This is a genomic window from Paenibacillus sp. Paensp111 (assembly GCF_059492195.1).
Map to the genome: position 1 here is coordinate 234,956 of NZ_CP168527.1, position 25,601 is coordinate 260,556.

The 25,601-nt window shown below is 48.7% G+C and carries 24 protein-coding genes, 1 tRNA gene and 1 other RNA gene; 22 read left to right on the forward strand and 4 right to left on the reverse strand.

Going from position 1 to position 25,601, the window contains the following annotated elements; all coding sequences use genetic code 11:
- Positions 1-2 precede the first annotated feature (2 nt).
- The 9 genes from whiA to ACEN86_RS01310 all read left to right on the forward strand — a co-directional run bounded on the left by whiA (position 3) and on the right by ACEN86_RS01310 (position 8,883).
- Entirely contained in the window at positions 3-932 is a 930-nt protein-coding gene (gene whiA / locus ACEN86_RS01270) for a DNA-binding protein WhiA (RefSeq protein ID WP_495632587.1), read from the forward strand.
- A 160-nt stretch (positions 933-1,092) separates the two neighbouring features.
- Positions 1,093-1,362 carry an HPr family phosphocarrier protein gene (locus tag ACEN86_RS01275; protein WP_068612994.1) on the forward strand — a complete coding sequence of 90 codons (270 nt, stop codon included), beginning with the start codon at positions 1,093-1,095 and terminating at the stop codon, positions 1,360-1,362.
- A 209-nt stretch (positions 1,363-1,571) separates the two neighbouring features.
- Complete coding sequence (locus tag ACEN86_RS01280; protein WP_495632588.1) at positions 1,572-2,327, forward strand: SIMPL domain-containing protein; 756 nt, start codon at positions 1,572-1,574, stop codon at positions 2,325-2,327.
- Positions 2,328-2,571: 244 nt separating this feature from the next.
- Positions 2,572-3,546 (forward strand): ABC transporter ATP-binding protein, encoded by a 975-nt coding sequence (locus ACEN86_RS01285; RefSeq protein WP_495632589.1) that lies wholly within the window; start codon positions 2,572-2,574, stop codon positions 3,544-3,546.
- Complete coding sequence (locus tag ACEN86_RS01290; RefSeq protein ID WP_495632590.1) at positions 3,543-4,394, forward strand: ABC transporter permease; 852 nt, start codon at positions 3,543-3,545, stop codon at positions 4,392-4,394. Before ACEN86_RS01285 ends, ACEN86_RS01290 begins: the two co-directional genes overlap by 4 nt.
- Entirely contained in the window at positions 4,391-5,197 is an 807-nt protein-coding gene (locus ACEN86_RS01295; RefSeq protein WP_495632591.1) for an ABC transporter permease, read from the forward strand. The genes ACEN86_RS01290 and ACEN86_RS01295 overlap by 4 nt, the downstream gene beginning before the upstream one ends.
- A gap of 78 nt (positions 5,198-5,275) precedes the next feature.
- The gene (locus tag ACEN86_RS01300; protein ID WP_495634182.1) at positions 5,276-6,283 is read left to right on the forward strand and encodes a polyamine ABC transporter substrate-binding protein; all 1,008 of its coding nucleotides are present in this window, start codon (positions 5,276-5,278) and stop codon (positions 6,281-6,283) included.
- A gap of 597 nt (positions 6,284-6,880) precedes the next feature.
- Positions 6,881-7,516 (forward strand): GDSL-type esterase/lipase family protein, encoded by a 636-nt coding sequence (locus tag ACEN86_RS01305; protein ID WP_495632592.1) that lies wholly within the window; start codon positions 6,881-6,883, stop codon positions 7,514-7,516.
- Between the two features lie 278 nt (positions 7,517-7,794).
- Positions 7,795-8,883, forward strand: coding sequence for a PdaC/SigV domain-containing protein (locus tag ACEN86_RS01310; protein ID WP_495632593.1), 1,089 nt, complete (start codon positions 7,795-7,797; stop codon positions 8,881-8,883).
- A 68-nt stretch (positions 8,884-8,951) separates the two neighbouring features.
- On the opposite strand, the gene clpP is transcribed toward ACEN86_RS01310, so the two are convergent.
- Complete coding sequence (clpP, locus tag ACEN86_RS01315; RefSeq protein WP_127199301.1) at positions 8,952-9,548, reverse strand: ATP-dependent Clp endopeptidase proteolytic subunit ClpP; 597 nt, start codon at positions 9,546-9,548, stop codon at positions 8,952-8,954.
- Positions 9,549-9,882: 334 nt separating this feature from the next.
- Positions 9,883-9,957 (reverse strand) — tRNA-Arg (locus ACEN86_RS01320).
- A 307-nt stretch (positions 9,958-10,264) separates the two neighbouring features.
- On the opposite strand from ACEN86_RS01320, the gene ACEN86_RS01325 reads away from it, so the two are divergent.
- The 6 genes from ACEN86_RS01325 (at position 10,265) to eno (ending at position 17,477) form a co-directional block, all read left to right on the forward strand.
- The gene (locus tag ACEN86_RS01325) at positions 10,265-11,311 is read left to right on the forward strand and encodes a sugar-binding transcriptional regulator (protein WP_495632594.1); all 1,047 of its coding nucleotides are present in this window, start codon (positions 10,265-10,267) and stop codon (positions 11,309-11,311) included.
- Positions 11,312-11,402: 91 nt separating this feature from the next.
- On the forward strand, positions 11,403-12,413 hold the full coding sequence (gene gap, locus ACEN86_RS01330; protein ID WP_495632595.1) for a type I glyceraldehyde-3-phosphate dehydrogenase: 1,011 nt from the start codon (positions 11,403-11,405) through the stop codon (positions 12,411-12,413).
- 194 nt (positions 12,414-12,607) lie between these two features.
- Positions 12,608-13,789, forward strand: coding sequence for a phosphoglycerate kinase (locus ACEN86_RS01335; RefSeq protein ID WP_495632596.1), 1,182 nt, complete (start codon positions 12,608-12,610; stop codon positions 13,787-13,789).
- Between the two features lie 65 nt (positions 13,790-13,854).
- Positions 13,855-14,607, forward strand: coding sequence for a triose-phosphate isomerase (gene tpiA / locus ACEN86_RS01340; RefSeq protein ID WP_495632597.1), 753 nt, complete (start codon positions 13,855-13,857; stop codon positions 14,605-14,607).
- A 1-nt stretch (position 14,608) separates the two neighbouring features.
- Positions 14,609-16,159 (forward strand): 2,3-bisphosphoglycerate-independent phosphoglycerate mutase, encoded by a 1,551-nt coding sequence (gpmI, locus tag ACEN86_RS01345; RefSeq protein WP_495632598.1) that lies wholly within the window; start codon positions 14,609-14,611, stop codon positions 16,157-16,159.
- Positions 16,160-16,187: 28 nt separating this feature from the next.
- A complete protein-coding gene (gene eno, locus ACEN86_RS01350) occupies positions 16,188-17,477 on the forward strand; it encodes a phosphopyruvate hydratase (RefSeq protein ID WP_495632599.1) in 1,290 nt (429 codons plus the stop codon).
- 93 nt (positions 17,478-17,570) lie between these two features.
- On the opposite strand, the gene ACEN86_RS01355 is transcribed toward eno, so the two are convergent.
- Entirely contained in the window at positions 17,571-17,849 is a 279-nt protein-coding gene (locus tag ACEN86_RS01355; RefSeq protein ID WP_495634183.1) for a TfoX/Sxy family protein, read from the reverse strand.
- A gap of 169 nt (positions 17,850-18,018) precedes the next feature.
- Between ACEN86_RS01355 and ACEN86_RS01360 the strand changes: the two genes are divergently transcribed.
- The 6 genes from ACEN86_RS01360 (at position 18,019) to ssrA (ending at position 23,709) form a co-directional block, all read left to right on the forward strand.
- The gene (locus ACEN86_RS01360) at positions 18,019-18,468 is read left to right on the forward strand and encodes an OsmC family protein (protein WP_495632600.1); all 450 of its coding nucleotides are present in this window, start codon (positions 18,019-18,021) and stop codon (positions 18,466-18,468) included.
- A 125-nt stretch (positions 18,469-18,593) separates the two neighbouring features.
- Positions 18,594-18,827, forward strand: a complete 234-nt coding sequence (gene secG / locus ACEN86_RS01365) for a preprotein translocase subunit SecG (protein ID WP_127199293.1) — start codon at positions 18,594-18,596, stop codon at positions 18,825-18,827.
- A gap of 247 nt (positions 18,828-19,074) precedes the next feature.
- Positions 19,075-21,753, forward strand: coding sequence for a ribonuclease R (rnr, locus tag ACEN86_RS01370; protein ID WP_495632601.1), 2,679 nt, complete (start codon positions 19,075-19,077; stop codon positions 21,751-21,753).
- Between the two features lie 136 nt (positions 21,754-21,889).
- The gene (locus ACEN86_RS01375; protein WP_495632602.1) at positions 21,890-22,321 is read left to right on the forward strand and encodes an SRPBCC family protein; all 432 of its coding nucleotides are present in this window, start codon (positions 21,890-21,892) and stop codon (positions 22,319-22,321) included.
- A 159-nt stretch (positions 22,322-22,480) separates the two neighbouring features.
- On the forward strand, positions 22,481-22,960 hold the full coding sequence (smpB, locus tag ACEN86_RS01380; RefSeq protein WP_127199290.1) for an SsrA-binding protein SmpB: 480 nt from the start codon (positions 22,481-22,483) through the stop codon (positions 22,958-22,960).
- A 384-nt stretch (positions 22,961-23,344) separates the two neighbouring features.
- Positions 23,345-23,709: a transfer-messenger RNA gene (gene ssrA, locus ACEN86_RS01385) on the forward strand.
- 167 nt (positions 23,710-23,876) lie between these two features.
- On the opposite strand, the gene ACEN86_RS01390 is transcribed toward ssrA, so the two are convergent.
- A complete protein-coding gene (locus tag ACEN86_RS01390) occupies positions 23,877-24,506 on the reverse strand; it encodes a YfbR-like 5'-deoxynucleotidase (protein WP_495632603.1) in 630 nt (209 codons plus the stop codon).
- Positions 24,507-24,803: 297 nt separating this feature from the next.
- On the opposite strand from ACEN86_RS01390, the gene ACEN86_RS01395 reads away from it, so the two are divergent.
- Positions 24,804-25,496, forward strand: coding sequence for a YetF domain-containing protein (locus ACEN86_RS01395; protein ID WP_495632604.1), 693 nt, complete (start codon positions 24,804-24,806; stop codon positions 25,494-25,496).
- The last annotated feature ends 105 nt before the right edge of the window (positions 25,497-25,601 follow it).

The window sequence follows — 25,601 nt, forward strand, 5'->3', positions numbered from 1 at the left end:
CCTTGTCCTTTGCGGCACAAACCAAAAAAGAACTGACCATGATCGAAGCCGAGCCTTGCTGCGAGCAGGCCGAATTATCCGCGTTAATCCGGATGAACGGTTCCGTCTCGGTGTCGAACAAAAAAGTTATTTTGGATATTTCCACCGAAAACGCCGCGATAGCAAGACGGATTTATTCTTTGATCAAAAAATATTTCGACGTCCATACGGAGCTGCTCGTACGTAAGAAGATGCGTCTGAAGAAGAACAATGTGTACATTGTGCGGATTCCCACACGTGTGCAGGAGATTCTGAACAGCCTTAAGATCGTATCGGAAGGGTTCATTTTCACCCCGGGGATTAATCCGGAGCTGACCCGGAAAAACTGTTGTAAGCGGGCATACCTGAGAGGAGCCTTCATGGCTGGAGGGTCGGTCAACAATCCCGAAGGATCTTCCTATCATCTGGAGATTGCCTCCATGTATGAAGAGCACTGTCAGGCGCTGGTGGATCTGGCCAACCAGTTCCACCTGAATGCACGCTGTATTGAGCGCAAGAAGGGCTTTATTTTCTACATCAAAGAAGGCGAGAAGATTATCGAACTCCTCAGCATTATCGGGGCGCATCAGGCCTTGTTCAAGTTCGAGGATGTGCGAATTATGCGCGACATGCGCAATTCCGTTAATCGGATCGTCAATTGCGAAACGGCGAATCTCAATAAAACGATAGGCGCAGCCATTCGGCAGATCGATAATATCAAGCTGCTCCAGAGAGAAATTGGTCTGGAATCGCTGCCGGATAAGCTAAGGGAAGTGGCCGAGATTCGGCTGGCCCATCCGGATATGAACCTGAAGGAAGTCGGCGAGATGCTGAAAGGCACGGTCAGCAAGTCAGGCGTGAACCACCGTCTGCGCAAAATTGACGAGCTCGCCGAAAAAATTCGGGGAGTCTGAACGGGTACACCTAGTGTGAGACCTAGCGCCTATGGTATACTGATTAAAATATATTTCCAAATGGAATGAACCTGAGAGCTAAGGTTCGGAATCTAGTTCAATCCAAAATCAAAAATGTGCAGAAACCTGCATGTTGATTATGTATAGGGGGTAAGGATTCATGGTCAAACATCCGGTAACCGTCCGTTTGAAAACGGGTCTTCACGCCAGACCTGCAGCGCTTTTTGTACAAGAAGCGAATAAATACTCGTCTGAACTGTTCGTGGAGAAGGATGACAAGAAAGTTAATGCGAAGAGCATCATGGGAATCATGAGCCTTGCCATCAGCACTGGAACGGAGATTTATATCAGCGCCGAGGGTGCGGATGCCGAGCAGGCTGCAAACGCTTTAGTAAGTCTGGTCAGCAAGGAAGAGCTTGAGAACCAATAATTTGTCTTAAGGACAAGCATAGGGAGAGGGTAATCGGCCGGTTATGGCGGATCGCCTTCTCTTTTTTGCGTAGAATAAAAATATATTTCGGATTGTCCTTAACCTGCTGCAACCTTAGGAACCTTGGTTCCGTTTAGTAGTTAAATTTAACCAATTTATATGAACTGGACTATATGTCCGCAAAAAAAACTATTGGAGGCGGGTTAAACATGAAAATTTGGGTCAAATCGCTTGGTTCCGTGCTGATCGCGGGCACGCTGCTTGCTGGGGGAACGGCTGCGGGAAGTTTGTTAAGTGATGCTCCGCACGCTTATGCGGATGAAACCGTGCAGCGCAATGTGATTAACGTGGTTGGAAATGGAGAGATCTCGATCAAGCCGGATATTGCCTATCTCACGATTGGGGTAGAATCCCAGGCGGCGACTGCGCAGGCAGCCCAGAAGGCTACTGCCGCCCAAATTGCCAAGTTGACCAACCTTCTGAAGAATACCTGGAAGATTGACGCTGCGGACATCCAGACGGCCAGCTTCTATGTCCAGCCGAACTATACTTACAATGACAAGGAAGGCCAGAAGGTCAAGAGCTACAATGCATCCCACGCTCTGCAGATCAAATACCGCCAGCTTGACAAGGTAGGCCAACTGCTCGATGATGCTTCCAAGAACGGGGCTAACCGCATTGACAATGTCCGGTTCACCGTAGAGGACCCGGATCAGTATCAGGAGCAGGTGATCAACAAGGCGCTTGCGAATGCGGAACTGAAGGCGGGCATTATTGCCAAGGGTGTAAAGCGCCAGCTCGGTATTGTCCTTAGTGTCAGCCAAGGAGCCGTGAACGCGCCAGTATTTGAGCAGAACTACGGGCTTATGGATAAAGCAGCAGCCAGTGGATCGGCTGGAAGCTCGGTAGAGCCTGGAGAGATTAAGGTAACTACTTCACTAGGTGTACAATACGAGCTTAAATAGAATTTGTTGTTGAAAAGGACGCTTTTCTCCGGATGTGGAGAAAGGCGTTTTTTTGTCACAGCTGATGCCTTGTTCCGGCTTTAAACCCTATAAAGTTATTGTACTGGGTGGTAAAACAAGGTATATTGAATATGCAAAAAATGATAGATTTATAGGAGCCGTCCCTTGGGATATGGCTTTTTTTTCAGATTGTAGAAGCTATTAAGTGATGACCGATACATAAATACAGATGACCAAGGAGTTGATGCACATGATTGAACTTGTAGAAGTCCAGAAGAATTTTGCCGGGCAGATGGTTGTGCATCCGCTGAACCTGACGATTAAGGAGGGTGAATTCCTGACTTTACTCGGGCCCAGCGGCTGTGGGAAGACGACGATCCTGCGCATGATTGCAGGGTTTGAACAGCCTACGGAAGGACGGATTGTTCTGGATGGTGCAGATTTGACCGCACTTCCGCCGAACCGCCGGGACCTCAACCTCGTATTCCAGCACTATGCCCTGTTCCCTCACATGACCGTAGAGGATAACATTGCCTTTGGGCTGAAGATGAAAAAGCTACCGCAGGCCGGGATCAAGCAGCGGATTGAAGAAGCGGTAGCGATGACCCAGCTTACTCCGCTGGTTAAGCGTTATCCGCACCAGTTGTCTGGAGGCCAGCAGCAGCGGGTTGCCATCGCGCGGGCGATTGCGAACAAGCCCAAGGTGCTGCTGCTGGATGAGCCGCTGGGAGCGCTTGATCTTCAGCTGCGCAAGAATCTCCAATCCGAGCTGAAGCAGCTTCAGCGGAGCCTGGGCATTACCTTCGTATACGTCACACACGATCAGGAAGAGGCGATGATGCTCTCTGACCGGATCGTCATTATGAATAACGGGCATGTAGAACAGATCGGAACTCCAAGGGAGATTTATGCCACGCCTGCTACCTTGTTTGCCGCAACCTTCGTAGGAGAGAACAACATCTTCTCTCAAGATGGGCGGCTGTTCGCCGTTCGCCCGGAGAAGTTAAGGGCAACCCGGGATACCGATGCAGCGAAGCGGACAGGGGTTGTTCAGGATGTGCTGTATCTGGGCAGCATTCACAAGCTTGTGGTCCAGCTGGATGGCGAACCGATGACCGTGACGATCGCGCTGGACTTCACCGATGAGCGTCCTTGGGAGATCGGTGAGAGGCTTGGGGTGAACTGGGGTTCTCAGGACGAGGTGAACATCGGCGCATGAAGAAGTCCGGCTTTGCTTTAGTTCCTGTAATGCTGTGGTTAAGCCTCTTTCTGGTTATTCCTATGCTCATTGTGGTCGGCATTTCTTTTATGCAGCGGGATACCGACGGCAATCTGATCTACACCTTCTCCTTGGACGCCTACAAAATATTTTTCGATTCACTCTACCTCGGGATCTATTGGGACACGATTGTGTTATCCGTAGTTACCACCATCATTTGCCTGCTGCTCAGTTATCCCCTGGCTTATTATATTGCCAGATCCGGGCCGAGAAGGCAGACCTGGGGACTTGCGCTGATCACCATTCCCTTCTGGATTAACTTCCTGATTCGGACGTATGCCTGGGTACTCCTGCTGCGGACGCAGGGCGTTGTGAACAGCTTATTCATGAATCTCGGGTGGATTTCGGAGCCTATGCAGATGCTGTATACCAAAGGGGCTGTTCTGCTGGGGATGGTCTATACTTTTATTCCTTTCATGGTGCTGCCCATTTATGTGGCTATTGAACAGATGGACCGGCGCTTGCTGGAGGCAGCGAGTGATCTGGGCGCATCGCCTTGGCGGTCCTTCTGGCATATTACCCTGCCGCAGACGAAGTCAGGAATTACAACAGGCGCAGTGCTGGTCTATGTCTCGACGACAGGGATGTTTGTTGTGACGGATATTCTCGGTGGTGCCAAGTCATCCATGATCAGCAACATTATTCAGACCCAGTTCCTGGGGGCGCGCAATTTGCCGTTCGGGGCCGCGTTATCCGTCATTTTTGTCATAACATCATTGATTCTAATAGCACTCTTCAATAAAGCCATGACCTCCAAGGTTGAGAGAGTAAAGGAGGGACGGGTATGAGAACCAAGCGGAGCCCGTGGCTGGGACTACACTCCTTGCTGATGATTATTTTCATCTATGTGCCTATCTTGTTCATCATTCTGTTCTCCTTCAACGATTCCCGCTTGTCTGCAGAGTGGCGCGGCTTCACGCTGGACTGGTACGTATCGCTATTCGATAATGACCATGTCATGGACGCCTTGGAGAACAGCTTGATCGTGGCCGTGATATCTACCCTTGCGGCTACACTGCTTGGAACATTAGCAGCGATTGCTGTTCGGAAAGTAACCCGGAGGCTAAAGCTCAGCATGAATGGGTTAATGTATTTACCTATCGTGATTCCCGATATCGTAATGGGTCTGTCCCTGCTGGTCCTATTCCGACTTCTCGGCGTCGAAACCGGCAAGACCACGATTATTATTGCTCATATTACTTTCAGTATGTCGTATGTATATGTGGTTGTGTCGTCGCGGCTGGCCGGAATGGGCAAGCAGCTGGAAGAGGCGGCGCAGGACCTTGGAGCAAGTCCATGGCAGACATTCCGCCACGTGACTTTGCCTCAGATTACACCGGGCATTATCTCCGGGGCATTGATCGCTTTTACGATGTCGCTGGATGATTTCATGGTCAGCTTCTTCGTATCCGGACCAAGCTCGACGACGCTGCCTATTTATATATATGGCCAGGTCAAGAGAGGTATTTCCCCGGAAATTAACGCACTGTGTACGATGTTAATTTTGGTAAGTGTAACACTGATCTTCCTCGCCCAGTATATGCTGAACAGAGGTAAAGGGCAGAAGAAGCAGAAGATGCTGCCATTCTAAATGAATTGCGAAGTGAACGAGAGAGGAGATTATGAATTGAATAAAAAATTGAAGCTGGTAACCTTGCTCCTGACCGCAATGCTTGTCGTTTTATCGCTGTCTGGGTGCGGATCCAAGAAAGAGACGCTGAATATCTACAGCTGGGCCGATAACTTCGACCCACAGGTGCTCAAAGACTTCGAAGATAAATATAATGTGAAGATTAACTATGATAACTTTGCCAATAATGAAGACCTGCTGGCCAAGATCAAGGCGGGCGGAGGCGGGTATGACCTGATTCAGCCGTCCGATTACATGGTTGCGACCATGATTAAGGAAAATCTCCTTGCATCGCTGAACATGGCGAATATCCCGAATTTTGCGAACCTTACTGAGACGCTGAAGAACCCTCCTTTTGATCCGGGTAACAAGTATTCCATCGCTTATATGTCGGGGGTAACCGGTATTGCTTACAACAAGAAATACGTGAAGGAGCCGATCACCAGCTGGGCGGATCTATGGAATCCCAAATATAAAGGGAAAGTGCTTCTGCTGGATGACAATCGTGAAGTGATCGGAATGTCGCTGAAAAAGAACGGCTGGTCCAACAGCTCTACTGACGAGACTCAGATTAAGACCGCAGTAGATGACCTGAAGAAGCTGCTGCCAAGCGTGCTTGCCTTCGATACCGACACCATCAAGCAGAAGATGATCCAGGAAGAAGGCTGGATCGCAACCATGTGGTCCGGGGATGCTTCCTTTGTAGCAAAGGAGAATAAGGATATCGCCTATGTGGTTCCTAAGGAAGGTGGCACCATCTTCGCGGATAACTATGCGATTCCCAAGGACTCCAAGAATCAGGAGCTGGCTGAGAAGTTCATCAACTATATGATGGATCCGAAGGTCAGTGCGAAGAACTACGAGTCTATCGGCTATAGTGATCCGAACACGAAGGCTATGGAGTTCCACAGCCAGGAATACCGCAATGATAAAATGATCAACCTGTCCGAGGATGAAATGAAGCGTACCGAATGGCTGAAGGATGTAGGAGATACCCTTCAGGTGTATGACCGTTACTGGACAGAGCTCAAGAGCGGCCGTGAATAGATAAGCAGGATTTCTTTAAACGGCATTAATGGCGTCATGGATGATTTCATATCCGTGGCGCCATTTCTCGTCTTCGTCCACAACAGCCTTCTTCAAATGGCTTGACCTCTGGCCTCTCGTCTTATTCTTTTCCAGCAGCATAAGCGATTTAAGCGTTATTGATGATGTTGGCAGGTGATTAGGTAGGATGGCGTCCTAAAAGTCATTCTACAAGTAAGTCACACTGGCCAGGTTAGTTGCTCCATTCTTACTTTCTGGCACATAAAGAAGCTTCGCTTTATGCAGAATGTGTTGAAGCTACTTCCATTTTAACAAGCGAGGTTTCTTTTGTTTAAATTGAAGGGCAAACCCAAACGGAGCAGGTCGAATGATTCTGGAGAAGCGCCAGCGTCCGCCTTTGTTTGGGGATTCCCACCTTATCAGACTCCATTCAAGGAATCCCCGAACAACAGCGGTCGGAAGAACATTCGAATGCGCAGTGCACAGTTTACCTATATAGTTTTTTTCATCTCCGCTAATGTAACCGAAGGACACCTCCCCGTTGCCCGATTCCCCCCTGGTACATAAGATGAACCATATCTATGGGAGGGGATTCGGGTGAGTTATATATATACGGCGGTAGGGGATTCCTTGACGACGGGTTTTGGAGCTTTTCCGGGACACGGCTTTGTTCCGACCTACCGAAGAATAGCGGAGAACCGTCTCAGAGCACCTATCGAGGTACACAATCTGGGCGTGAATGGACTGGATTCCGAGGGACTTGAACAGCGGCTGCGTTATCACTCGATCTACCGGCAGTCGATTAGGGAAGCGGATCTAATCACGCTGTCGATTGGAGGCAATGATCTGATTCATGCGGCCAAAGAGATTCGGAGGTATCCTGCCGCGGAGGCCCAAATCCTGAATCAGTCTCTAGCCGCCTGCAAGTCCCATTTCGGAAGTATTGTGCGTTCGATCTACGACATCAAGGGGAGCAGCCGGAGCCCTTATATTGTAAGAGTAGTGGGTCTCTATAACCCTTTTCCTCAGGTGAGAGAAGCGAACTCATGGGTATATTCATTTAACCGCTATGCGGCCCAATATTCGAACGGGATATATGGATTCGCTGATATCTTTCCGGCTTTTGCCGAGCGTGGACGCGAACTCCTCTCCATCGATCAGGTTCATCCCAATGGGCGGGGCTACCGGGTGATCGCGGAACAGCTGAACCGATTGGGGTACGGCTTGCTGTAGCGAGACGGGAATAACAGCTTGTAAGGTATCCGATCCCGGGTATAGGGTGGAAGATGCCTTTCTTTGCTGTGTGATTTTAAGAAAGTGCTTGAAAAATTACATACTGTTTAAGGAAATGTTACAGGGTGCTCTGGAAAGAAAAGAAAGTGTAATGGGCACTGTTACCTTCTGGCTACCAAGTTTATCTATAATTAGAAAAGTGATGTCCGATATTTGATATGGCTGACTGGCGTGTAGATCAATTGTTTATCTTATATAATTCTGAAAGGAGCATTAATATGAATCGTAGTACGAAATGGAGTGCCGGACTCCTGGCGGGAGCCCTCTTGATAGGAGGAGCTACGCTTCCTGCTGGAACCGGATATGCGGCAAGTACCAGCGTGGTAGCCAAGAAGGCTGAAGCCGCGCAGATACAGGTGGGTTTGAAATGGAAGGGCACTTTGTCATCACAGCATGGAATTCTTAGCGGCGGTCGTGTATACGTTCCGGTAACCTTCCTTCGTGACGTCGTTGGACTGAAGCTTTCCTATGATGCGGCTGCGCATATCTACAGCCTGGGAGACGGATACCGGAAGCTGAATCTCGCGGTCTCCGAATATGGAGTTGATCCGAACGTTAACGGATACTATCTAAGCGAAGGGTACAGCGGTAAAATGATCAAGGGCCATATCTATGTCCCGTATAAATTGCTTAATGATTACCTCGGGTACCAATCGAACTGGGACGCCAAAGCGAAGCAGCTGTCTATGGGCCCACGCACAGAGAATGCGATCACAATTAAGAATGTTAGCCTGAACAAGACCTTTAAGGGAGCTTCAACCAAGCTGATCTATCCGCAGGTTAGCGGCCTGGCTGACGAGGCGGCTCAGAAATCGATCAATGCGGCTCTTCAAGCCTCGATGGACCGTTTCGTAGCCCAAGCAGAAAAGGACCTAAAGGATCGTTCCGCCCAAGACCGCGAGTATGAGTACGACAGCACTTATGTAGTTACTTTTAACGAAAAAGGTGTTCTGAGCCTGGTTCTGGCTCAAAGCTCTTATACCGGCGGGGCGCATGGCTTCACCTTAACGGAAGGCCACACGTTCTCACTGAAAGACGGTAAGGAGCTGGGACTTAGTGACTTGCTCTCAAGCAATCCTGGCTACAAGAAGCAGCTGAATGCGGATCTAGCTAAGAAGCTGAAGGCGAATCCGGGTTATCTCGGCGGGTTCAACGGTCTGACTTCAGACCGGAATTTCTATGTGAAGCCGAACACCCTGACGATTTACTTCCTGCCTTATGAATATACCGCCTATGCGGCCGGCACGATTGAATATGATTACGGGTTCGATCAACTGCTGCCTAAGGGAGCAAGTCCTTTTAAATAATTGGTATGCAATTAAAAAGCCCCTGCTTCGCTAATCTGCGAAGCAGGGGCCTGTTTATTTCAGAAGTCTTAGACGCCTTGAGGGCCAGTCTTCTCGATAACCTTATCGACAATACCGTAATCCTTGGCTTCAGCGGCGGTCATGAAGTAGTCGCGGTCTGTATCCTTCTCGATACGTTCCAGCGGCTGTCCTGTGCGCTCAGCCAGGATTTTGTTCAGGGAATCACGCATCTTCAGAATGCGGCGGGCACGGATCTCAATATCCGTTGCTTGACCTTCAGCTCCGCCCAGCGGCTGGTGAATCATAATTTCACTGTTAGGGAGCGCGAAGCGCTTGCCTTTCTCTCCTGCATTCAGCAGGAAGGCACCCATGGAAGCCGCCATACCTACACAGATCGTAGATACATCGGATTTGATGAATTGCATGGTATCATAAATGGCCATACCGGCAGTAATCGATCCGCCTGGGCTGTTGATGTATAGATGAATATCTTTACCAGGGTCTTCAGCATCCAGGAATAGCATCTGTGCAATAATGGAGTTGGCAACCACATCATTTACCTGTGTACCGAGGAAAATAATACGGTCTTTAAGAAGTCTCGAGTAAATGTCATAAGCACGCTCACCGCGATTGCTTTGTTCGACAACCATAGGAATATAACTCATTAGAAAACCCTCCTTAAATGTTTGTGGTGATACCATAATCAGAAACATGATTTCCGTCCTTTACATCATTGACCAAAATCCTGAAGTCAAATCAAAGGAGGACAGGCTATCTTGACTTATGTAAGAAAGATGTCCGGGGAAACGTTTCTTCCTTATGAATGGAACTAATAAGTACAGACTTACTGGGAAAGCAGCAGGCCGCTGTTAGTTCTATCCATAATAACCACATCATAAACAATTTCAAACATAAAGTCAAAGAAAGTCAAACTAATTATAAAAAAAAGGCCCACTTTAGAGCGGCTTTGGTTAAAGCTATATTAGGTGCTGGCAAGAATGGCGCGCCCGCGAGGAATTGAACCTCGATCTCAGGCTTCGGAGGCCTACGTCATATCCATTGGACCACGGGCGCAAATTCAGAGTAGCAAAAATGATTATATGTTATCCCATGTTAAATTGCAAGCTTAACTTAAGATAACAAAGGCTTATTATAATAGAACTTGGCGTCCCGTATGGTGATACCTATGCTTTCAGAGGCGAGCACATAGATTTTTGTATAAAGAGGACAAGCATAGTAAATTATACGTTAGTCAGACTTGCAACCTGAGGTAGAATTAGGTAGAATGTAAGTGGGACTTAAAAAGTTATCCCGGGACGTTTTAAGGCCAACAGAGTTTTGATGAAGATGAGATAGATGAAAGTCAAGCAGGAGTGAAAGCATGCGAAATATATTGGAAATCCAAAAGCAGCTTTTGCCTGATCTCATGGATATTCTCAAGAAAAGATATACCATTCTTCATCAGATCAAGCTTGCTGGAGTGATTGGGCGCAGAACCTTGGCGGCATCTTTGGATATGACCGAACGCGTGCTGCGTGCCGAGACAGACCTTTTGAAAGCACAAGGGCTGATTGAGATTGAGAATATGGGTATGACCATCAGTGAAGCGGGCATACGCCTCCTCGAGCTTTTGGAGCCACTTGTCAAAGAGCTGCTTGGTCTGGCTGCGTTGGAGGAGAGAATCCGCAAGGGCTACGGACTCCGCAAAGTTATTGTTGTGCCGGGAGATTGGGACGTATCTTCAGATACCAAGCAGGAGCTTGGGCGTGCCGGGGCTAAAGCGCTCCTTAGCGTAATGGAAGAGAGAGATGTCGTTGCCGTCACAGGCGGAACCACACTCGCTTCGATCGCGGAGAAGCTGACCATGCCCGTGAATGCGCCGCTTAAGGACAGCTGGTTCGTACCCGCACGGGGAGGACTCGGCGAAAGCCTGGAGATTCAGGCCAATACCATCGCTTCCGGAATGGCGAAGCGTGTGGGTGCCGGTTACAGGCTGCTCCATGTACCTGATCTGCTTGGTGAAGAAGCTTATCACTCTCTTGTAAATGATCCGAATACCCAAGAAATTGTAACCTTGATTCGCAAAGCGAGGATTGTCGTTCATGGCATCGGAGATGCTATGGAAATGGCGCATCGGCGCAAGCTAGACCCCGCTATGCTCCAGGAGCTTAGGAATGAGGGAGCGCTAGCGGAATCATTCGGCTACTATTTCGATCAAGAAGGCAAGGTTGTACACAAAATGCTGACGCTTGGACTCAGACTCGAAGATATCACTTCTACTGAAGTGGTGATCGGAGTCGCCGGCGGCAGGAGCAAAGCGAAGGCAATCCATGCCGTGCTTCGGTTCGGTCATGAGGATATTCTGGTGACAGACGAAGCAGCAGCGAGTGAGATTGTGACTATGCTGGAGCTGGAGAACAGGGCCTGATACTTAGTAACGAAGACTAATATGTGTTACTCATGGCGGTTAATTACCGTCTTGAATAAATAAAAAACGAAATTTTGGGAGGAACTATTCAATGAGTGTAAAAGTTGGTATTAATGGATTTGGTCGTATCGGACGTCTTGCTTTCCGTCGTATTCAGAACGTGGAAGGTATTGAAGTAGTTGCTATCAATGACCTTACAGATGCTAAAATGTTGGCTCATTTGTTGAAATATGATACAACTCAAGGCAGATTCAACGGCGATGTTGAAGTTCATGACGGCTTCTTCAAAGTTAACGGCAAAGAAGTTAAAGTTCTTGCTAACCGTAACCCTGAAGAATTGCCATGGGGCGAGCTTGGCGTTGATATCGTTCTTGAATGTACTGGTTTCTTCACTTCTAAAGAGAAAGCAGAACTTCACCTTAAAGGCGGCGCTAAGAAAGTAGTTATCTCCGCTCCAGCTACAGGCGACATGAAGACTATCGTATACAACGTTAACCACGAAACTCTTGATGGTTCCGAAACTGTAATTTCCGGTGCATCTTGCACAACGAACTGCTTGGCTCCAATGGCTAAAACTTTGAACGACAAGTTCGGTATCGTTGAAGGCTTGATGACTACAATCCACGCTTACACTGGCGACCAAAACACTTTGGATGCTCCACACGCGAAAGGTGACTTCAGACGCGCTCGTGCAGCTGCTGAGAACATCATCCCTAACACAACTGGTGCTGCTAAAGCTATCGGTCTGGTTATTCCTGATCTGCAAGGTAAACTTGATGGTGCAGCTCAACGTGTTCCAGTTGCAACTGGATCTTTGACTGAGCTTGTAACTGTTCTTGACAAAAAAGTAACTGTAGACGAAGTTAACGCAGCTATGAAAGCCGCTTCCGATCCAGAAACTTATGGCTACACTGAAGATGAAATCGTATCTTCCGATATCGTAGGTATCACTTTCGGTTCCCTGTTCGATGCTACACAGACTAAAGTTATGACTGTTGGCGACAAGCAGCTCGTTAAAACTGTTGCTTGGTATGACAACGAAATGTCCTACACAGCTCAATTGGTTCGTACTTTGGAGTTCTTTGCCAAGAAAGCTCAATAATATCCGCACAACTCAAATGTAATTCCAAAGAGGAGCAACCTGAACCAAAGGACTCCTCTTTGGTTCATGCTAATTTACTCCATACTTATTTCGGACTTTAGATAAATATATAGAGATTAACACCTGCTTAAGAGACACATATACCCAGTGATTGAGTGGATATCCAGCTAAGAACATTTAGGAGGAACATGGAGATGACCAAGAAAAGTGTACGTGACGTAGAAGTAACCGGAAAACGCGTGTTTGTGCGTGTGGATTTCAACGTGCCGCTTGAAAACGGCAAAATCACAGACGATACCCGTATCCGGGAGACTCTTCCAACCATTAAGTACCTGATTGAGAATGGAGCTAAAGTGATTCTGGCGAGCCACCTGGGCCGTCCGAAGGGTGAATTCGTAGATTCCCTTCGCCTTACTCCTGCTGCAGAGCGTTTGTCCGAGCTGCTCGGCAAACCAGTAGCAAAAGCTGATGAAGCTGTAGGTGAAGCCGTTAAAGCCAAAGTGGATGCTTTGAATAATGGCGATGTGCTTGTACTTGAGAACGTTCGTTTTTACCCTGGCGAAGAAAAGAACGATCCAGAACTGGCCAAACAGTTCGCTGAGCTGGCTGATCTGTTCGTGAACGATGCATTTGGCGCAGCACACCGTGCTCATGCTTCTACTGAAGGTATCGCTCATCTTATTCCAGCAGTATCCGGTCTTCTGATGGAGAAGGAATTGTCTGTACTGAGCAAAGCCCTTTCGAACCCAGAGCGTCCTTTCACAGCCATCATCGGTGGATCCAAGGTTAAGGACAAGATCGATGTCATTGATAACCTTCTTAACATTGCAGACAACGTATTGATCGGTGGCGGATTGACCTACACCTTCTTCAAGGCGCAAGGCTATGAAATCGGTCAATCTCTATTGGATAAAGACAAGCTTGATGTAGCTCTTGGCTTCATTGAGAAAGCGAAGAAGCTTGGCAAGAACTTCATGCTTCCTGTGGACATTGTGATCTCTGATGACTTCAGCGCAGATGCGAACACAGACATCGTTAGCATTGATCAAATTCCTGCTGATTGGGAAGGCATTGACATTGGACCGAAGACACGCGAGCTTTATGCTGACGTGATCAAGAAATCCAAGCTGGTTGTATGGAACGGACCTATGGGCGTGTTCGAAATCGAGCCATTCTCCCATGGTACGCGTGAAGTAGCTGAAGCATGTGCGGCTACAGAAGGCTACACTATCATTGGTGGCGGTGATTCCGCAGCAGCAGCTGAGAAGTTCCACCTGGCTGACAAAATGGATCATATCTCTACAGGCGGCGGCGCTTCCCTTGAGTTCATGGAAGGTAAGAAGCTTCCAGGCGTCGAAGCATTGAACGATAAGTAATTAGTAATACCACATGGAATGAACTAAGTAACGAGTTCAATCCGTACAACAAAGGAGTGAGCCTTTTGAGAACACCGATTATTGCAGGGAACTGGAAAATGTTCAAAACCGTTTCCGAAGCAAAAACTTTCTTCGAAGACATCAAAGGTAAAGCAGAAGTAGAAGGTGTGGAAAGTGTGATCTGCGCACCTTTCACCAACCTTCCGGCATTGGTGGAAGCCGCTAAAGGGACTTCAATCAAGATTGGCGCCCAGAATCTTCATTTCGAAGATGAAGGAGCCTTCACTGGCGAGATCAGCGGAGGAATGCTGAAAGAGCTTGGCGTGGATTATGTAATTATCGGTCATTCCGAGCGCCGCGCTTATTTCGGTGAAACCGACGAGATCGTGAACAAGAAAGTCCATGCTGCATTCAAACACGGCATTACTCCGATCCCTTGTGTGGGTGAGAAGCTTGAAGAACGTGAAGCAGGACAGACTAAAGATGTTGTGAAAGTGCAGACTGAAGCAGCTCTTAAAGGTCTTAGTGCAGAGCAAGCCGCAGAAGTAGTTATTGCATACGAGCCAATCTGGGCTATCGGAACAGGTAAATCCTCTACTTCCCAAGATGCGAATGAGGTTACTTCTTACATTCGTTCTATCGTTGCGGATCTGTATGATGAGTCTGTGGCATCCAAAGTACGTATTCAATACGGCGGCAGCGTGAAGCCTGAGAACGTGAAGGAATATCTTGGACAAAGTGATATCGACGGAGCGCTTGTGGGCGGTGCAAGCTTGCAGCCTGCTTCTTATATCGCACTTGTCGAGGGGGCAAAGTAAGATGTCAGCACCCAGACCTGTAGCACTGATCATCATGGACGGATTCGGTCTTCGCGGCACAGATGAAGGCAACGCGGTTGCACAGGCGAACAAACCGAATTATGACAGATACCTTAAGATGTACCCCAATACCACGCTGACCGCTTGCGGTGAGGCTGTGGGTCTTCCTGCAGGACAAATGGGGAACTCTGAAGTAGGTCATCTCAACATCGGTGCAGGCCGGATCGTATATCAGGATCTGACCCGTATCGACAAGTCGATCCGTGAAGGTGATTTCTTTACGAATAAGACCTTGGTTGAAGCTGTACAATACGCGAAGACGAACGGCAAGAAGCTTCACTTGTACGGTTTGTTGTCCGACGGCGGCGTACACAGCCATATTGACCATTTGTTTGCTATGCTGGATCTTGCGAAGAAGGAAGATCTGCATGAAGTATATATCCATGCGTTCCTGGATGGCCGCGACGTGGCTCCAGACAGCGCAAAGGGATTCCTGCAGAAGTTGGTCGCCAAGATCGAGGAAGTGGGCGTAGGTAAGATCGCTACGGTTCAAGGCCGCTATTATGCCATGGACCGTGACAAACGCTGGGAGCGGGTAGAGAAGTCTTACCGCGCTATCGTGTATGGCGATGGTCCTAAGTACACCGATCCGATTCAAGCGGTAACTGAATCTTATGAGAAGTCCGTGTTTGACGAATTCGTTGAACCTACTGTTATTGTAGATGGCGCTGGTAACCCGGTAGGACTTGTAGAATCCGGAGACTCCGTAGTCTTCCTGAACTTCCGTCCTGACCGTGCAATTCAGCTGTCCCAGGTGTTCACGAACTTGGACTTCCAAGGCTTTGACCGTGGACCTAACTTCCCGATCGGCCTGCACTTTGTATGTCTGACCCTATTCAGTGAAACGGTTGGCGGATATGTTGCCTATGAACCGAAGAACCTGGATAATACGTTGGGCGAAGTACTAGTACAGCAAGGCAAGACTCAGCTACGTATTGCTGAGACGGAGAAGTACCCGCACGTAACCTTCTTCTTCAGCGGCGGCCGAGATGTCCAGCTTGAGGGCGAGACTCGCGTACTGATCAATTCCCCTAAGGTTGCTACTTATGACCTGAAGCCGGAAATGAGTGCCTATGAAGTGGCAGAAGCTGCGGTGAAGGAGATCGAATCAGATAAGCATGATGCGATTATTCTGAATTTTGCCAATCCGGACATGGTGGGTCACTCCGGTATGCTTGAGCCGACAATCAAGGCGGTTGAAGTTACGGATGAGTGTGTAGGCAAAGTCGTTGATGCCGTACTGGCCAAAGGCGGGGTCACTATAATTATTGCTGACCACGGCAACGCGGATATGGTATATGATGAGAATGGACGTCCATTCACTGCGCACACCACGAACCCGGTTCCGTTCATCGTAACCTCGGAAGATGTGATTCTGCGTGAAAGCGGCATTCTTGCCGATGTAGCTCCAACGATTCTGGACTTGATGGGTCTTCCACAGCCTGCGGAAATGACCGGTCAATCCATGATTGCCAGCCGTAAGACCAAATAATATTTGATAAAACAAAGGAGACTTTAACATGACAATTATTTCTGACGTATATGCACGCGAAGTCCTTGACTCCCGCGGTAACCCGACGGTAGAAGTTGAAGTATATCTTGAATCCGGCGCTATCGGCCGTGCGATCGTACCTTCCGGTGCATCCACAGGTGCCCACGAAGCTGTAGAGCTTCGCGATGGTGACAAATCCCGTTACCTGGGTAAAGGCGTTCTGAAAGCTGTTGAGAACGTGAACGAGATCATCGCTCCAGAAGTAATCGGTATGGACGCTTTGGATCAACTCGGTATCGACAAATTGATGATCAGCCTTGATGGTACTGAGAACAAAGGTAAGCTTGGTGCGAATGCAATCCTGGCTGTATCTATGGCTGTTGCCCGCGCTGCTGCTGATGCTCTTGATCTGCCGCTGTATGTATACCTTGGCGGATTCAACGCGAAACAGCTTCCAGTTCCTATGATGAACATCGTTAACGGTGGTGCGCATGCGGACAACAACGTTGACGTACAAGAGTTCATGGTTCTTCCAGTAGGCGCTCCTACTTTCAAAGAAGCTCTTCGTACAGGTGCTGAAATCTTCCACAGCCTGAAGTCTGTCCTTGGCAGCAAAGGCCTGAGCACAGCTGTTGGTGACGAAGGCGGATTCGCTCCTAACTTCTCTTCCAACGAAGAAGCATTGTCCACAATTATCGAAGCGATTGAAAAAGCTGGTTACAAACCAGGTGTTGACGTATTCCTGGGTATGGACGTAGCTTCCACTGAGTTCTTCAAGAACGGTAAATATGAGCTTGAAGGCGAAGGCAAATCCTACACTTCCGCTGAGTTCGTAGACCTTCTTGCTTCTTGGGTTGATAAATACCCAATCATCACTATCGAAGATGGCTGCTCTGAAGATGACTGGGAAGGTTGGAAACTTCTTACCCAGAAGCTGGGAGACAAAATCCAATTGGTTGGTGACGACTTGTTCGTAACTAACACTGAGCGTCTTGCTAAAGGTATCGAAGAGAACATTGGTAACTCCATCCTGATCAAAGTGAACCAAATCGGTACTTTGACAGAAACTTTCGACGCTATCGAGCTTGCAAAACGTAATGGCTACACAGCTGTAATCTCCCACCGTTCCGGTGAGTCCGAAGACAGCACAATCGCGGATATCGCAGTAGCTACCAATGCTGGCCAAATCAAAACAGGTGCGCCTTCCCGTACTGACCGTATTGCGAAGTACAACCAATTGCTTCGCATTGAAGACCAATTGGGCGAGCTTGCTCAATACAACGGCTTGAAATCTTTCTACAACTTGAAAAATAAATAAGAAGCAAGATTACCTTTTGCTTCTGAATATTACAAAAGACCTCAGGGCCGACTTCGGCTGACTGAGGTCTTTTGTCTATATAATCCTGTACACTTATGTAATGGCGCATGCTGTTAATTGGTTGAGTATCTTGAATTCCTGGATAAGCTCTCGCTGTCTGCTCTTAGACAGCTGGTGCGATCGGACCCCTTGTACTGCACCCTCAAGAGCATAGAGCATATGAAGGCAGGCTGAGCTGTCCTGCTCGTGAATACGAGCGTAAGCTTCCCGGCTGCCTAGTTCTATAAGCTGAAGCGGAGTCTTGATGCCGCTGGCGATTAGCTTGGCTTCAAGAACTTGACCGATATTGGGCAGATCAGATAGCTTGGACAGAGCCATGGACTCTGTTCGTGGAATAGCTTTAAAGTTACTCATCAAATCACCTCCTGTAATGCACTAACAATTTCCATTTTATTATAGTGGAATACCGAGGGGAGGGGGGTGACTTGATTCACAGCAATCCAGGGTCAAATAAGCAGACAGATACCGAGGAGGAGAGATTATGAAGCATAGATTTCAGCTGAATGGGATATGGAATGGTGGACGTAATAGTGAAGGTACGATTGAAGCAGGGAACCTGCAGACTGCGATTTCCATACCTGAGGGCATGGGCGGACCGGGAGTGGGAACCAACCCGGACGAAATGCTGCTGGGCGCAGCGGCCACTTGTTATCTGATCACTCTGGCTGCCATGCTGGAACGGGCAGGGATTGAGACGGAGAGCCTCACCCAAGCCTCTGAAGGCATTGTGGATGTCACGAACAATATATTCACCTATGAGAAGATCATTCACAGGCCCCGAATCGTTCTCAAGGCAGGCAGCGGGGAGAGGGAGTTAGAGAAGGCTCGCAGGCTGGCTGAGGCAGCCGAAGGCTCCTGCATGATCTCGCGGGCGGTAGCAGGAAATGTTGAGCTTGCAACGGAGCCGGATATACGGGTAGCAGCTGATTAAGGAGAAGGCTTGCTGCTGATCTGTGGTTGATCTCAGGAACCAGCTATGGTACACTATAAATGCTGTTTATGTGTACATATTAATCATTTCTCATAGATGGTGATCACGCTTAGGAGGTGGATTGAATGGATATCTTTTTGAAAGTGCTGCTCATTATATTTTCCATCGGTTTGATTACAGTTGTTCTTTTGCAAAAGGGAAAGAGCGCGGGTCTTTCCGGTGCCATCTCCGGGGGCGCTGAGCACCTTTTCGGTAAAGCAAAGGCACGCGGTATGGAGCTCGTCCTGGAACGTCTGACTGTGGTTATGGCTGCCGGATTCTTCATTTTGTCGGTTGTCGTTGCCGTTGTTCTTAAGTAGGAACAGCTCGAATAATTTAGCCATGACAAGGCTCTCGTTTTCTTTAACGGAAACGGGGGCCTTTTTGTGTATATCTGCAGGTTCAGGGTAATCTAACAGTATATTCGTCCTCTTCAGCGAGGAGGAATGAGGGTTTTTGCGGGAAACGGATGCAGTCGGTTGATTTCGTGTATACTAGGGTATATACAAGAAGGGTAATTTAGGAAGATTACGACAGCTTGTGTACAAGCCATCCCGAGGTGAAACGATGATAACGGAATCAGATTTACTAAATTTTATGCGGGAGACCGCCTATAAACCCATGACCTATCAGGAACTGGAGAAGCACTTCGGTATAGAGAGTGCTGCAGATTTCAAGGAGTTCCTCAAGCTTCTGAACCAGCTCGAGGGAGAAGGGAAGATCCTCCTGACGGAGACCAACCGCTATGGTGTACCGGAGCGGATGAGTCTGCTGCGCGGCCGTCTTCAAGTGCATGCCAAAGGGTTTGCTTTTCTGATTCCCGAGAACCGGGAGCACCCCGATGTATATATTCATGCCAATGATCTGAAGAGCGCGATGAACGGAGATATCGTTCTTGGCCGGGTAACGTCCAAGAGCATTGGAGGCGGCAAGCTTGAGGGTGAGGTTGTCCGTATTGTTCAGCGTGCGGTAACCCAAGTCGTTGGTGTGTTCCAGAATAATGAGGTATATGGCTTTGTTATTGCGGATGATAAGCGGATTAATAAAGATATTTTCATTCCGAAAGGCTCATTTAACGGAGCAGCGGACGGAGAGAAGGTTGTAGTCCGCATTGTTCGTTATCCGGAAGGACGCTCGGCGGCCGAAGGTGAGATTATTGAAATACTGGGTCATAAGGATGACCCCGGCGTGGATATTCTGTCGATTATCCGCAAGCATCAGCTGCCGGAGACCTTCCCTGAAGAAGTGCTGGCCGAGGCGCTGGACGCTCCGGATGTCATCGAAGAGGATGAGATTCGGGGGCAGAACCGCCGTGATCTGCGCGATAAGATTATTGTGACGATTGACGGGGAAGATGCGAAGGATCTGGATGATGCGGTGAATGTGGAGAAGCTGCCTAACGGACATTTCCGGTTAGGGGTTCATATCGCGGATGTAGGCTATTATGTGAGAGAGAACTCCAAGCTGGATCAGGAAGCCTATAATCGGGGCTGCAGTGTCTATTTGGTAGACCGAGTGATCCCGATGCTTCCGCACCGGCTGTCTAACGGTATATGCAGCTTGAACCCGAAGGTGGACCGGTTCACCCTGTCGTGTGAAATGGAATTCAACGAGCAGATGAAGGTCATCAAGCATGATATCTTCACCAGTGTGATTCGCACGAAAGAGCGGATGACCTATACGAATGTACGTAAAATTTTGCAAAATGAAGACCCTGAGGTTACAGAACGCTACAGCGATCTGGTGCAGACCTTCAAGGACATGCAGGAGCTGGCGCTGAGACTTCGCGGGAACCGGCTCCGGCGCGGAGCTGTGGACTTCGACTTTGAGGAGTCGAAAGTTATCGTAGATGAGAATGGGAAAGCGGTGGACATCGTCAAGCGGGAACGCTCGATCGCGGAGCAGATTATTGAGGAATTCATGCTTGCTGCAAATGAGACGGTTGCTGAGCATTTCCACTGGCTGAAGGTCCCTTTCCTCTACCGGATTCATGAGGACCCGGATCAGGAGAAGCTGCAGAACTTTATGGGGTTCATTGCGAACTTCGGTTACTCGGTTAAAGGTAAAGGCAATACGGTTCACCCGCGTGCCCTGCAGACTCTTCTGGAGGACATTAAGGGAACGAAGGAACAGACGGTCATCAGTACGATGATGCTCCGCTCTATGAAGCAGGCGAAGTATGACTCCGAGAGCACCGGGCACTTTGGTCTGGCTGCCGAGTTCTACTCCCACTTCACTTCTCCAATCCGACGGTACCCTGACCTTGTGATCCACCGGATTATCCGGGAAGTGGTAGAGGGCGGCGGAGCCCTTACCCAGGCGCGCCAGGAGTATCTGGCCAGCCGGATGCAGGACATTGCGCAGCAGTCCTCAGAACGGGAGCGGGTCGCTGTTGAAGCCGAGCGGGATACCGAAGCGCTGAAGAAGGCAGAGTTCATGCTGGATAAGGTGGGCGAAGAGTTCCCGGGTATAATCAGCAGTGTGACCAGCTTCGGGATGTTCATTGAACTGGAGAACACCGTAGAAGGCCTGATTCGTCTTAGCGCGATGACGGATGACTACTATAACTTCCACGAACAGCATATGGCGCTGATCGGGGAACGCACCTCGAAGATCTACCGCATCGGCGATGAGGTGAAGATCCGCGTTGTGCGGGTCAACATGGACGACCATACCATCGACTTCGAGATGGTCGACATGAAGCCGCGCCGCGAAGGCGGCAGACCTCGCGGCGAGGGCTTTGGCGGTGGCCGCGGCGGCAAGGCCGGCGGCAGGGATGACCGCGACGGCGGCTTCGGCGGCCGCGGAGGTAAGGGCCGCGGCAAGGATAAGAGCCGCGGCGGCACCGGTGGCTCCGGCGAAGGCCTTGGAGCCGGTGCTGGCGGCACTGCGGCGCGCGGCAAGCGCCGCGGCGGGGATGCGGCTTCCGCGCAAGGCGGGAAGCCGGGCAAGAACGGCGCGTCCGGCGTACGGACGGACGCGAATGCCGCTCCTGCCCGGAGCTTCAGCTTCGGCTCCGGCAAGGGCGGCTACAGCGGCGGCTCGTCTGCGGGAGCGACGGGCCAAGGCGGCTCGCGGCGGAAGCATACGACCGCGAGCGGGATCTTCACCCCCGGCGGCAGTGAGGCCGGGGGCGAGGGCGGCACACCTAAGCGCAAGAAGCGCAAGGGTGGCGGCAAGAAGAACGGCAGAAGCAAAGGCGATGCGAACAATGCGACAGCCGCTTTTGTAAGGAAGAAGAAGTAAGAAGTTAGCTTGTTTTAACCGTCAGGGTGCTTGTCCAGCTCTGGCGGTTTTGTTATTTTATGACTAGATGCCGAGTGCGGGTACTTTTTACTGTTAGGGCAGCATCAACTCAAGTGTAGAGAAGGGAAGGGTAAGTATGAACAATCTAACAAAAATGAAAATATCCAAGCCTGCTCAGGAGGTGTTTGAAACCTTCGTTGACCCTTCAAAGATCGGGAACTTCTGGTTCTCCTCCAGTTCTGAAGGGTGGGAGCAAGGCAGGGCGATCACTTTGAGATATGATGAGTATGATGCTCAGGTGGATATTGTGGTGAAGGAGATCGAGTTGAATCGAAAGATTGTGTTTAATTGGGGTGCCAATGGGGAAGGGCGCCCGGTAACGATTATCCTGAATCCAACTGAACATGATGAGTGTATTATTGAAATCATTGAAGAAGGTTTTGACGTTAGTGATCCAGATGTGATCCCTCAAATGTTAGACAATAAAGAAGGCTGGGTCTATATGCTGACTTGCTTGAAGGGATATTTGGAATACGGTGTTAATTTGAGAGCGGCGTTGGTGAAATAAGTAAAGTACTCTGTGGAATTCTGCACTGGAACATGGCGGCTTGATTTTGGCGGAGCGGATTTGGTACAATGATTTAACATGTATGTACTCTGCAAGAGAGCAGGCTTGTGTTTTGCAGGAGCATTAAGGGATTCTGAGTACGTTTGAAGGAGTGAGAACATGGGTAAGAAAAGTGACGGGAAGGTTCTGGCCCAGAACAAGAAAGCTTCCCATGACTACTTCATCGAAGATACGTTTGAAGCAGGCATGGTGCTGACGGGAACGGAGATCAAATCCATCCGAAATGCCCGTGTCAACATTGGAGATGCTTTCGCCACCATTCGGAATGGCGAGATTCATATCCACAACATGCACATTAGTCCATTTGAGCAGGGCAACCGGAGCAATCCAACAGACCCGACGCGGACACGCAAGCTGCTGATGCACAAAGCCCAGATTCATAAGCTGCTAGGTCTATCCAAGCAGGAAGGCTTCTCGATCGTGCCGCTGAAGATCTATATCCGCAACGGTTACGCGAAGCTGCTGATCGGTCTTGGTAAAGGTAAGAAGCAGTACGACAAGCGCGACACTGCGGCCAAGAAGGATGCTCAGCGCGATATCCAGCGTGCTCTTCGCGAGAGACAGAAAGTGGCTCGCTAGGAGCCTACGTACAGATGTCCGGGCTTTAGTACTGAAACAAATGATTTAAAAAGTTATGACTAAGAAGTTAATGTACCACGATCGTTTCTGGTATTCTCTGTAGATCAGAATGGATTACGTTAGTTAGGACGTGGTTCCAGCAATACGATCGGGGATAATTAGCACCTTAGCAGGTGGATGAATTACCGAGAATTGACTCGGATTGGTGAAGCTGCTTGCTTTTCCAACAAGTCCATAAGCACTTCATCAGTGAGTTATGCTATACTAATTCATGTAACACAGGATTACAGCACTTGTGCTTGCTAATCCGTTAATCCATTTGGATTGAGCTTAAGGCTGCATTAGCAGGACTTGTTCATTCCAAGCAAACCCTTTTCTTATTGAGGGGGCGTTTATGGATTCGACGGGGGTAGATCGAGCATGGGTAGCGGGTAGTGGGGACGCGTCCGCTTCATCAACGCTAAAGCCAATTAAACGGCAAACAAACAACTAACTACGCTGTAGCAGCTTAATAACCTGCTCACGTGCTCCTCTCCTGCATCGCCCATGTGCCGGATGTAGGGGCTAACTCTTAGTGGGATACGCTGTCACATCTCCGCCTGGGGTGTGCTGAAGAAGACAATCAGGCTGACCCAACGTATAGCCGGTTACGGGGCGATACTCGGGTGACATCAAAACTGTGACTACACCCGTAGAAGCTTATGTGGCGTTGCCTTCGGACAGGGGTTCGACTCCCCTCGCCTCCATATGATCTTAAAAAAAGACACCGTTGAGGTGTCTTTTTTGTATCTATGAGGCTTTAGGAGGGGGCGAACCCCAGCTTTTGACGTAATAACAAGATGCCCCGCTAGCGCGGAACGTTCATCTTGAATCTTGGTAATCAAGCGGACATTCATTCGACATTAGGGGAACGGGGCTAGGAAGCTAACGCTTCATTCGTAATCTTTTCGATATCGATTGGAGATCTAGAGCCTTCGCTGACTAAGTCGGGCAAGATATTTCGGAGAAAATACTCCACGCAATGAAGCTTGATTTGTTTTATTTTGATTAGGGCATTTCGGTACATGACGATAAATTCTTTTTCCGTATTCCCGCGCTGCAGTTCTGCGAAGGCTTCGTAGATTTGATCCATTTTATCGGCGACTTCTAATATTCTTCCTTCCACCGAATCATCTTTGCCTTCGCGCAGTTGTCTGCGGAAGATGATCTTGAGTTCCTCAGGAATATGCTCTTCGATGAAGTGTTCGACCATACCTTCTTCTACTTTTTGCAGCATGGCTCGGAGTTCTAGCGAAGAGTGCTTAACGGGCGTTTTAATATCCCCTATAAAGATTTCGCCGTAATCATGACTGCTTGTAATTTCATATAGCTTTTTCCAATTCACGGTGACTCCGTTGCTTTCTTCAATATCGGCTAACGTCTTCGCGTATTGGATGACCTTCCAAGAATGAGCCGAAACGCTATGCTCCTGAAATTTGAATTTACCCGGGCAGCGAATGATTCTCTCTAAATCAGTTAAGGATTGAAAATACGTATGGATACCCATGCGGTGGATTCCTTTCTTCGAAAAAGAGATGATTTGTTGTGCTACATTCAGTATAAATTTGATTTGTTAAAAGGCGATTAACTCAAACAGGGAAGTTGTCCAGGAATCCGAATGGCTTTAAGCAATAATTCCTATTTCTTTCAAAAATAAGACGAGAGCCGCTATGCTAATTTTGTCCACCATCATGACTGCCGAATCTTGTTCGTGCAGCTCCTTCCCTTCACACACAAAAACAAAGTATAAGCAATGGAAACAAAGGCCAATATAAATCCATCTGTTATACAAGGAGTTCGGTACATGACGTATGGGGAAATACTATTTCGTACGGCAATGTCTTTCATTGCTCTGCTTGTCTTGACGCGTCTGCTTGGTAAAAAACAGGTCGGCCATCTAACGTTTTTCAACTATGTTACAGGGATCACCTTTGGCTCCACTACTGCCGAGATTATCGTCAACAGAGAAATCACGCTGCTGCAGGGAATATCCAGCTTGGTCTTATGGTCGCTCATGGCGTTCATCCTTGCATGGATCGGATTGCGCTCAGTCAGATCGCGTGAGTTCCTCGATGGCCAGCCTACGATTCTCGTCAAACAAGGACAAATTCTGGAAGGGGCATTGGCTAAGCAGCATCTCAACATCGACGACTTGAGCATGCTGCTTCGGAACAAGGATGTCTTCTCACCGGAAGAAGTTGAATTTGCAATCCTGGAACCTGACGGTAGGCTCAGCGTGTTGAAGAAAGAAGAACTACTGCCTGCAACAAAAAAAGATATCCATGCAGCTACTACTCCCGTTCACAAAATCCCAACTGAGCTTATCGTTGATGGCACAATCGTAGAGAAGAATCTTGCGAAAATGGATGTCTCCGTTGTCTGGCTGGGCCAACAATTAAAGAAGGCGGGCATTCATTCTATAGATCAAGTGTTCTACGCAGAGCTCCAATTAGACGGAACTCTGTATATTGACAAGTATAAGGATTCGATCCAATAAAATAGACTCCGATTGACCTTGTAGTTACTATTTTAGTTCAATAAAACCTTCTACAGTGGTACTCTCATATTCGTCCTCTAAGCCGCAGGCCATCCTTGGTCTTCG

Coding starts and splice junctions, on each gene's coding strand:
- clpP (WP_127199301.1), bottom strand. CDS start 9,548: ATGAGTTATATTCCTATGGTTGTCGAACAAAGCAATCGCGGTGAGCGT.
- ACEN86_RS01360 (WP_495632600.1), top strand. CDS start 18,019: ATGAAGCATAGATTTCAGCTGAATGGGATATGGAATGGTGGACGTAAT.
- gap (WP_495632595.1), top strand. CDS start 11,403: ATGAGTGTAAAAGTTGGTATTAATGGATTTGGTCGTATCGGACGTCTT.
- ACEN86_RS01325 (WP_495632594.1), top strand. CDS start 10,265: ATGCGAAATATATTGGAAATCCAAAAGCAGCTTTTGCCTGATCTCATG.
- ACEN86_RS01275 (WP_068612994.1), top strand. CDS start 1,093: ATGGTCAAACATCCGGTAACCGTCCGTTTGAAAACGGGTCTTCACGCC.
- secG (WP_127199293.1), top strand. CDS start 18,594: ATGGATATCTTTTTGAAAGTGCTGCTCATTATATTTTCCATCGGTTTG.
- smpB (WP_127199290.1), top strand. CDS start 22,481: ATGGGTAAGAAAAGTGACGGGAAGGTTCTGGCCCAGAACAAGAAAGCT.
- ACEN86_RS01295 (WP_495632591.1), top strand. CDS start 4,391: ATGAGAACCAAGCGGAGCCCGTGGCTGGGACTACACTCCTTGCTGATG.
- ACEN86_RS01290 (WP_495632590.1), top strand. CDS start 3,543: ATGAAGAAGTCCGGCTTTGCTTTAGTTCCTGTAATGCTGTGGTTAAGC.
- gpmI (WP_495632598.1), top strand. CDS start 14,609: ATGTCAGCACCCAGACCTGTAGCACTGATCATCATGGACGGATTCGGT.
- ACEN86_RS01390 (WP_495632603.1), bottom strand. CDS start 24,506: ATGGGTATCCATACGTATTTTCAATCCTTAACTGATTTAGAGAGAATC.
- ACEN86_RS01310 (WP_495632593.1), top strand. CDS start 7,795: ATGAATCGTAGTACGAAATGGAGTGCCGGACTCCTGGCGGGAGCCCTC.
- ACEN86_RS01280 (WP_495632588.1), top strand. CDS start 1,572: ATGAAAATTTGGGTCAAATCGCTTGGTTCCGTGCTGATCGCGGGCACG.
- ACEN86_RS01335 (WP_495632596.1), top strand. CDS start 12,608: ATGACCAAGAAAAGTGTACGTGACGTAGAAGTAACCGGAAAACGCGTG.
- ACEN86_RS01300 (WP_495634182.1), top strand. CDS start 5,276: ATGCTTGTCGTTTTATCGCTGTCTGGGTGCGGATCCAAGAAAGAGACG.
- ACEN86_RS01395 (WP_495632604.1), top strand. CDS start 24,804: ATGACGTATGGGGAAATACTATTTCGTACGGCAATGTCTTTCATTGCT.
- ACEN86_RS01285 (WP_495632589.1), top strand. CDS start 2,572: ATGCACATGATTGAACTTGTAGAAGTCCAGAAGAATTTTGCCGGGCAG.
- ACEN86_RS01375 (WP_495632602.1), top strand. CDS start 21,890: ATGAACAATCTAACAAAAATGAAAATATCCAAGCCTGCTCAGGAGGTG.
- rnr (WP_495632601.1), top strand. CDS start 19,075: ATGATAACGGAATCAGATTTACTAAATTTTATGCGGGAGACCGCCTAT.
- eno (WP_495632599.1), top strand. CDS start 16,188: ATGACAATTATTTCTGACGTATATGCACGCGAAGTCCTTGACTCCCGC.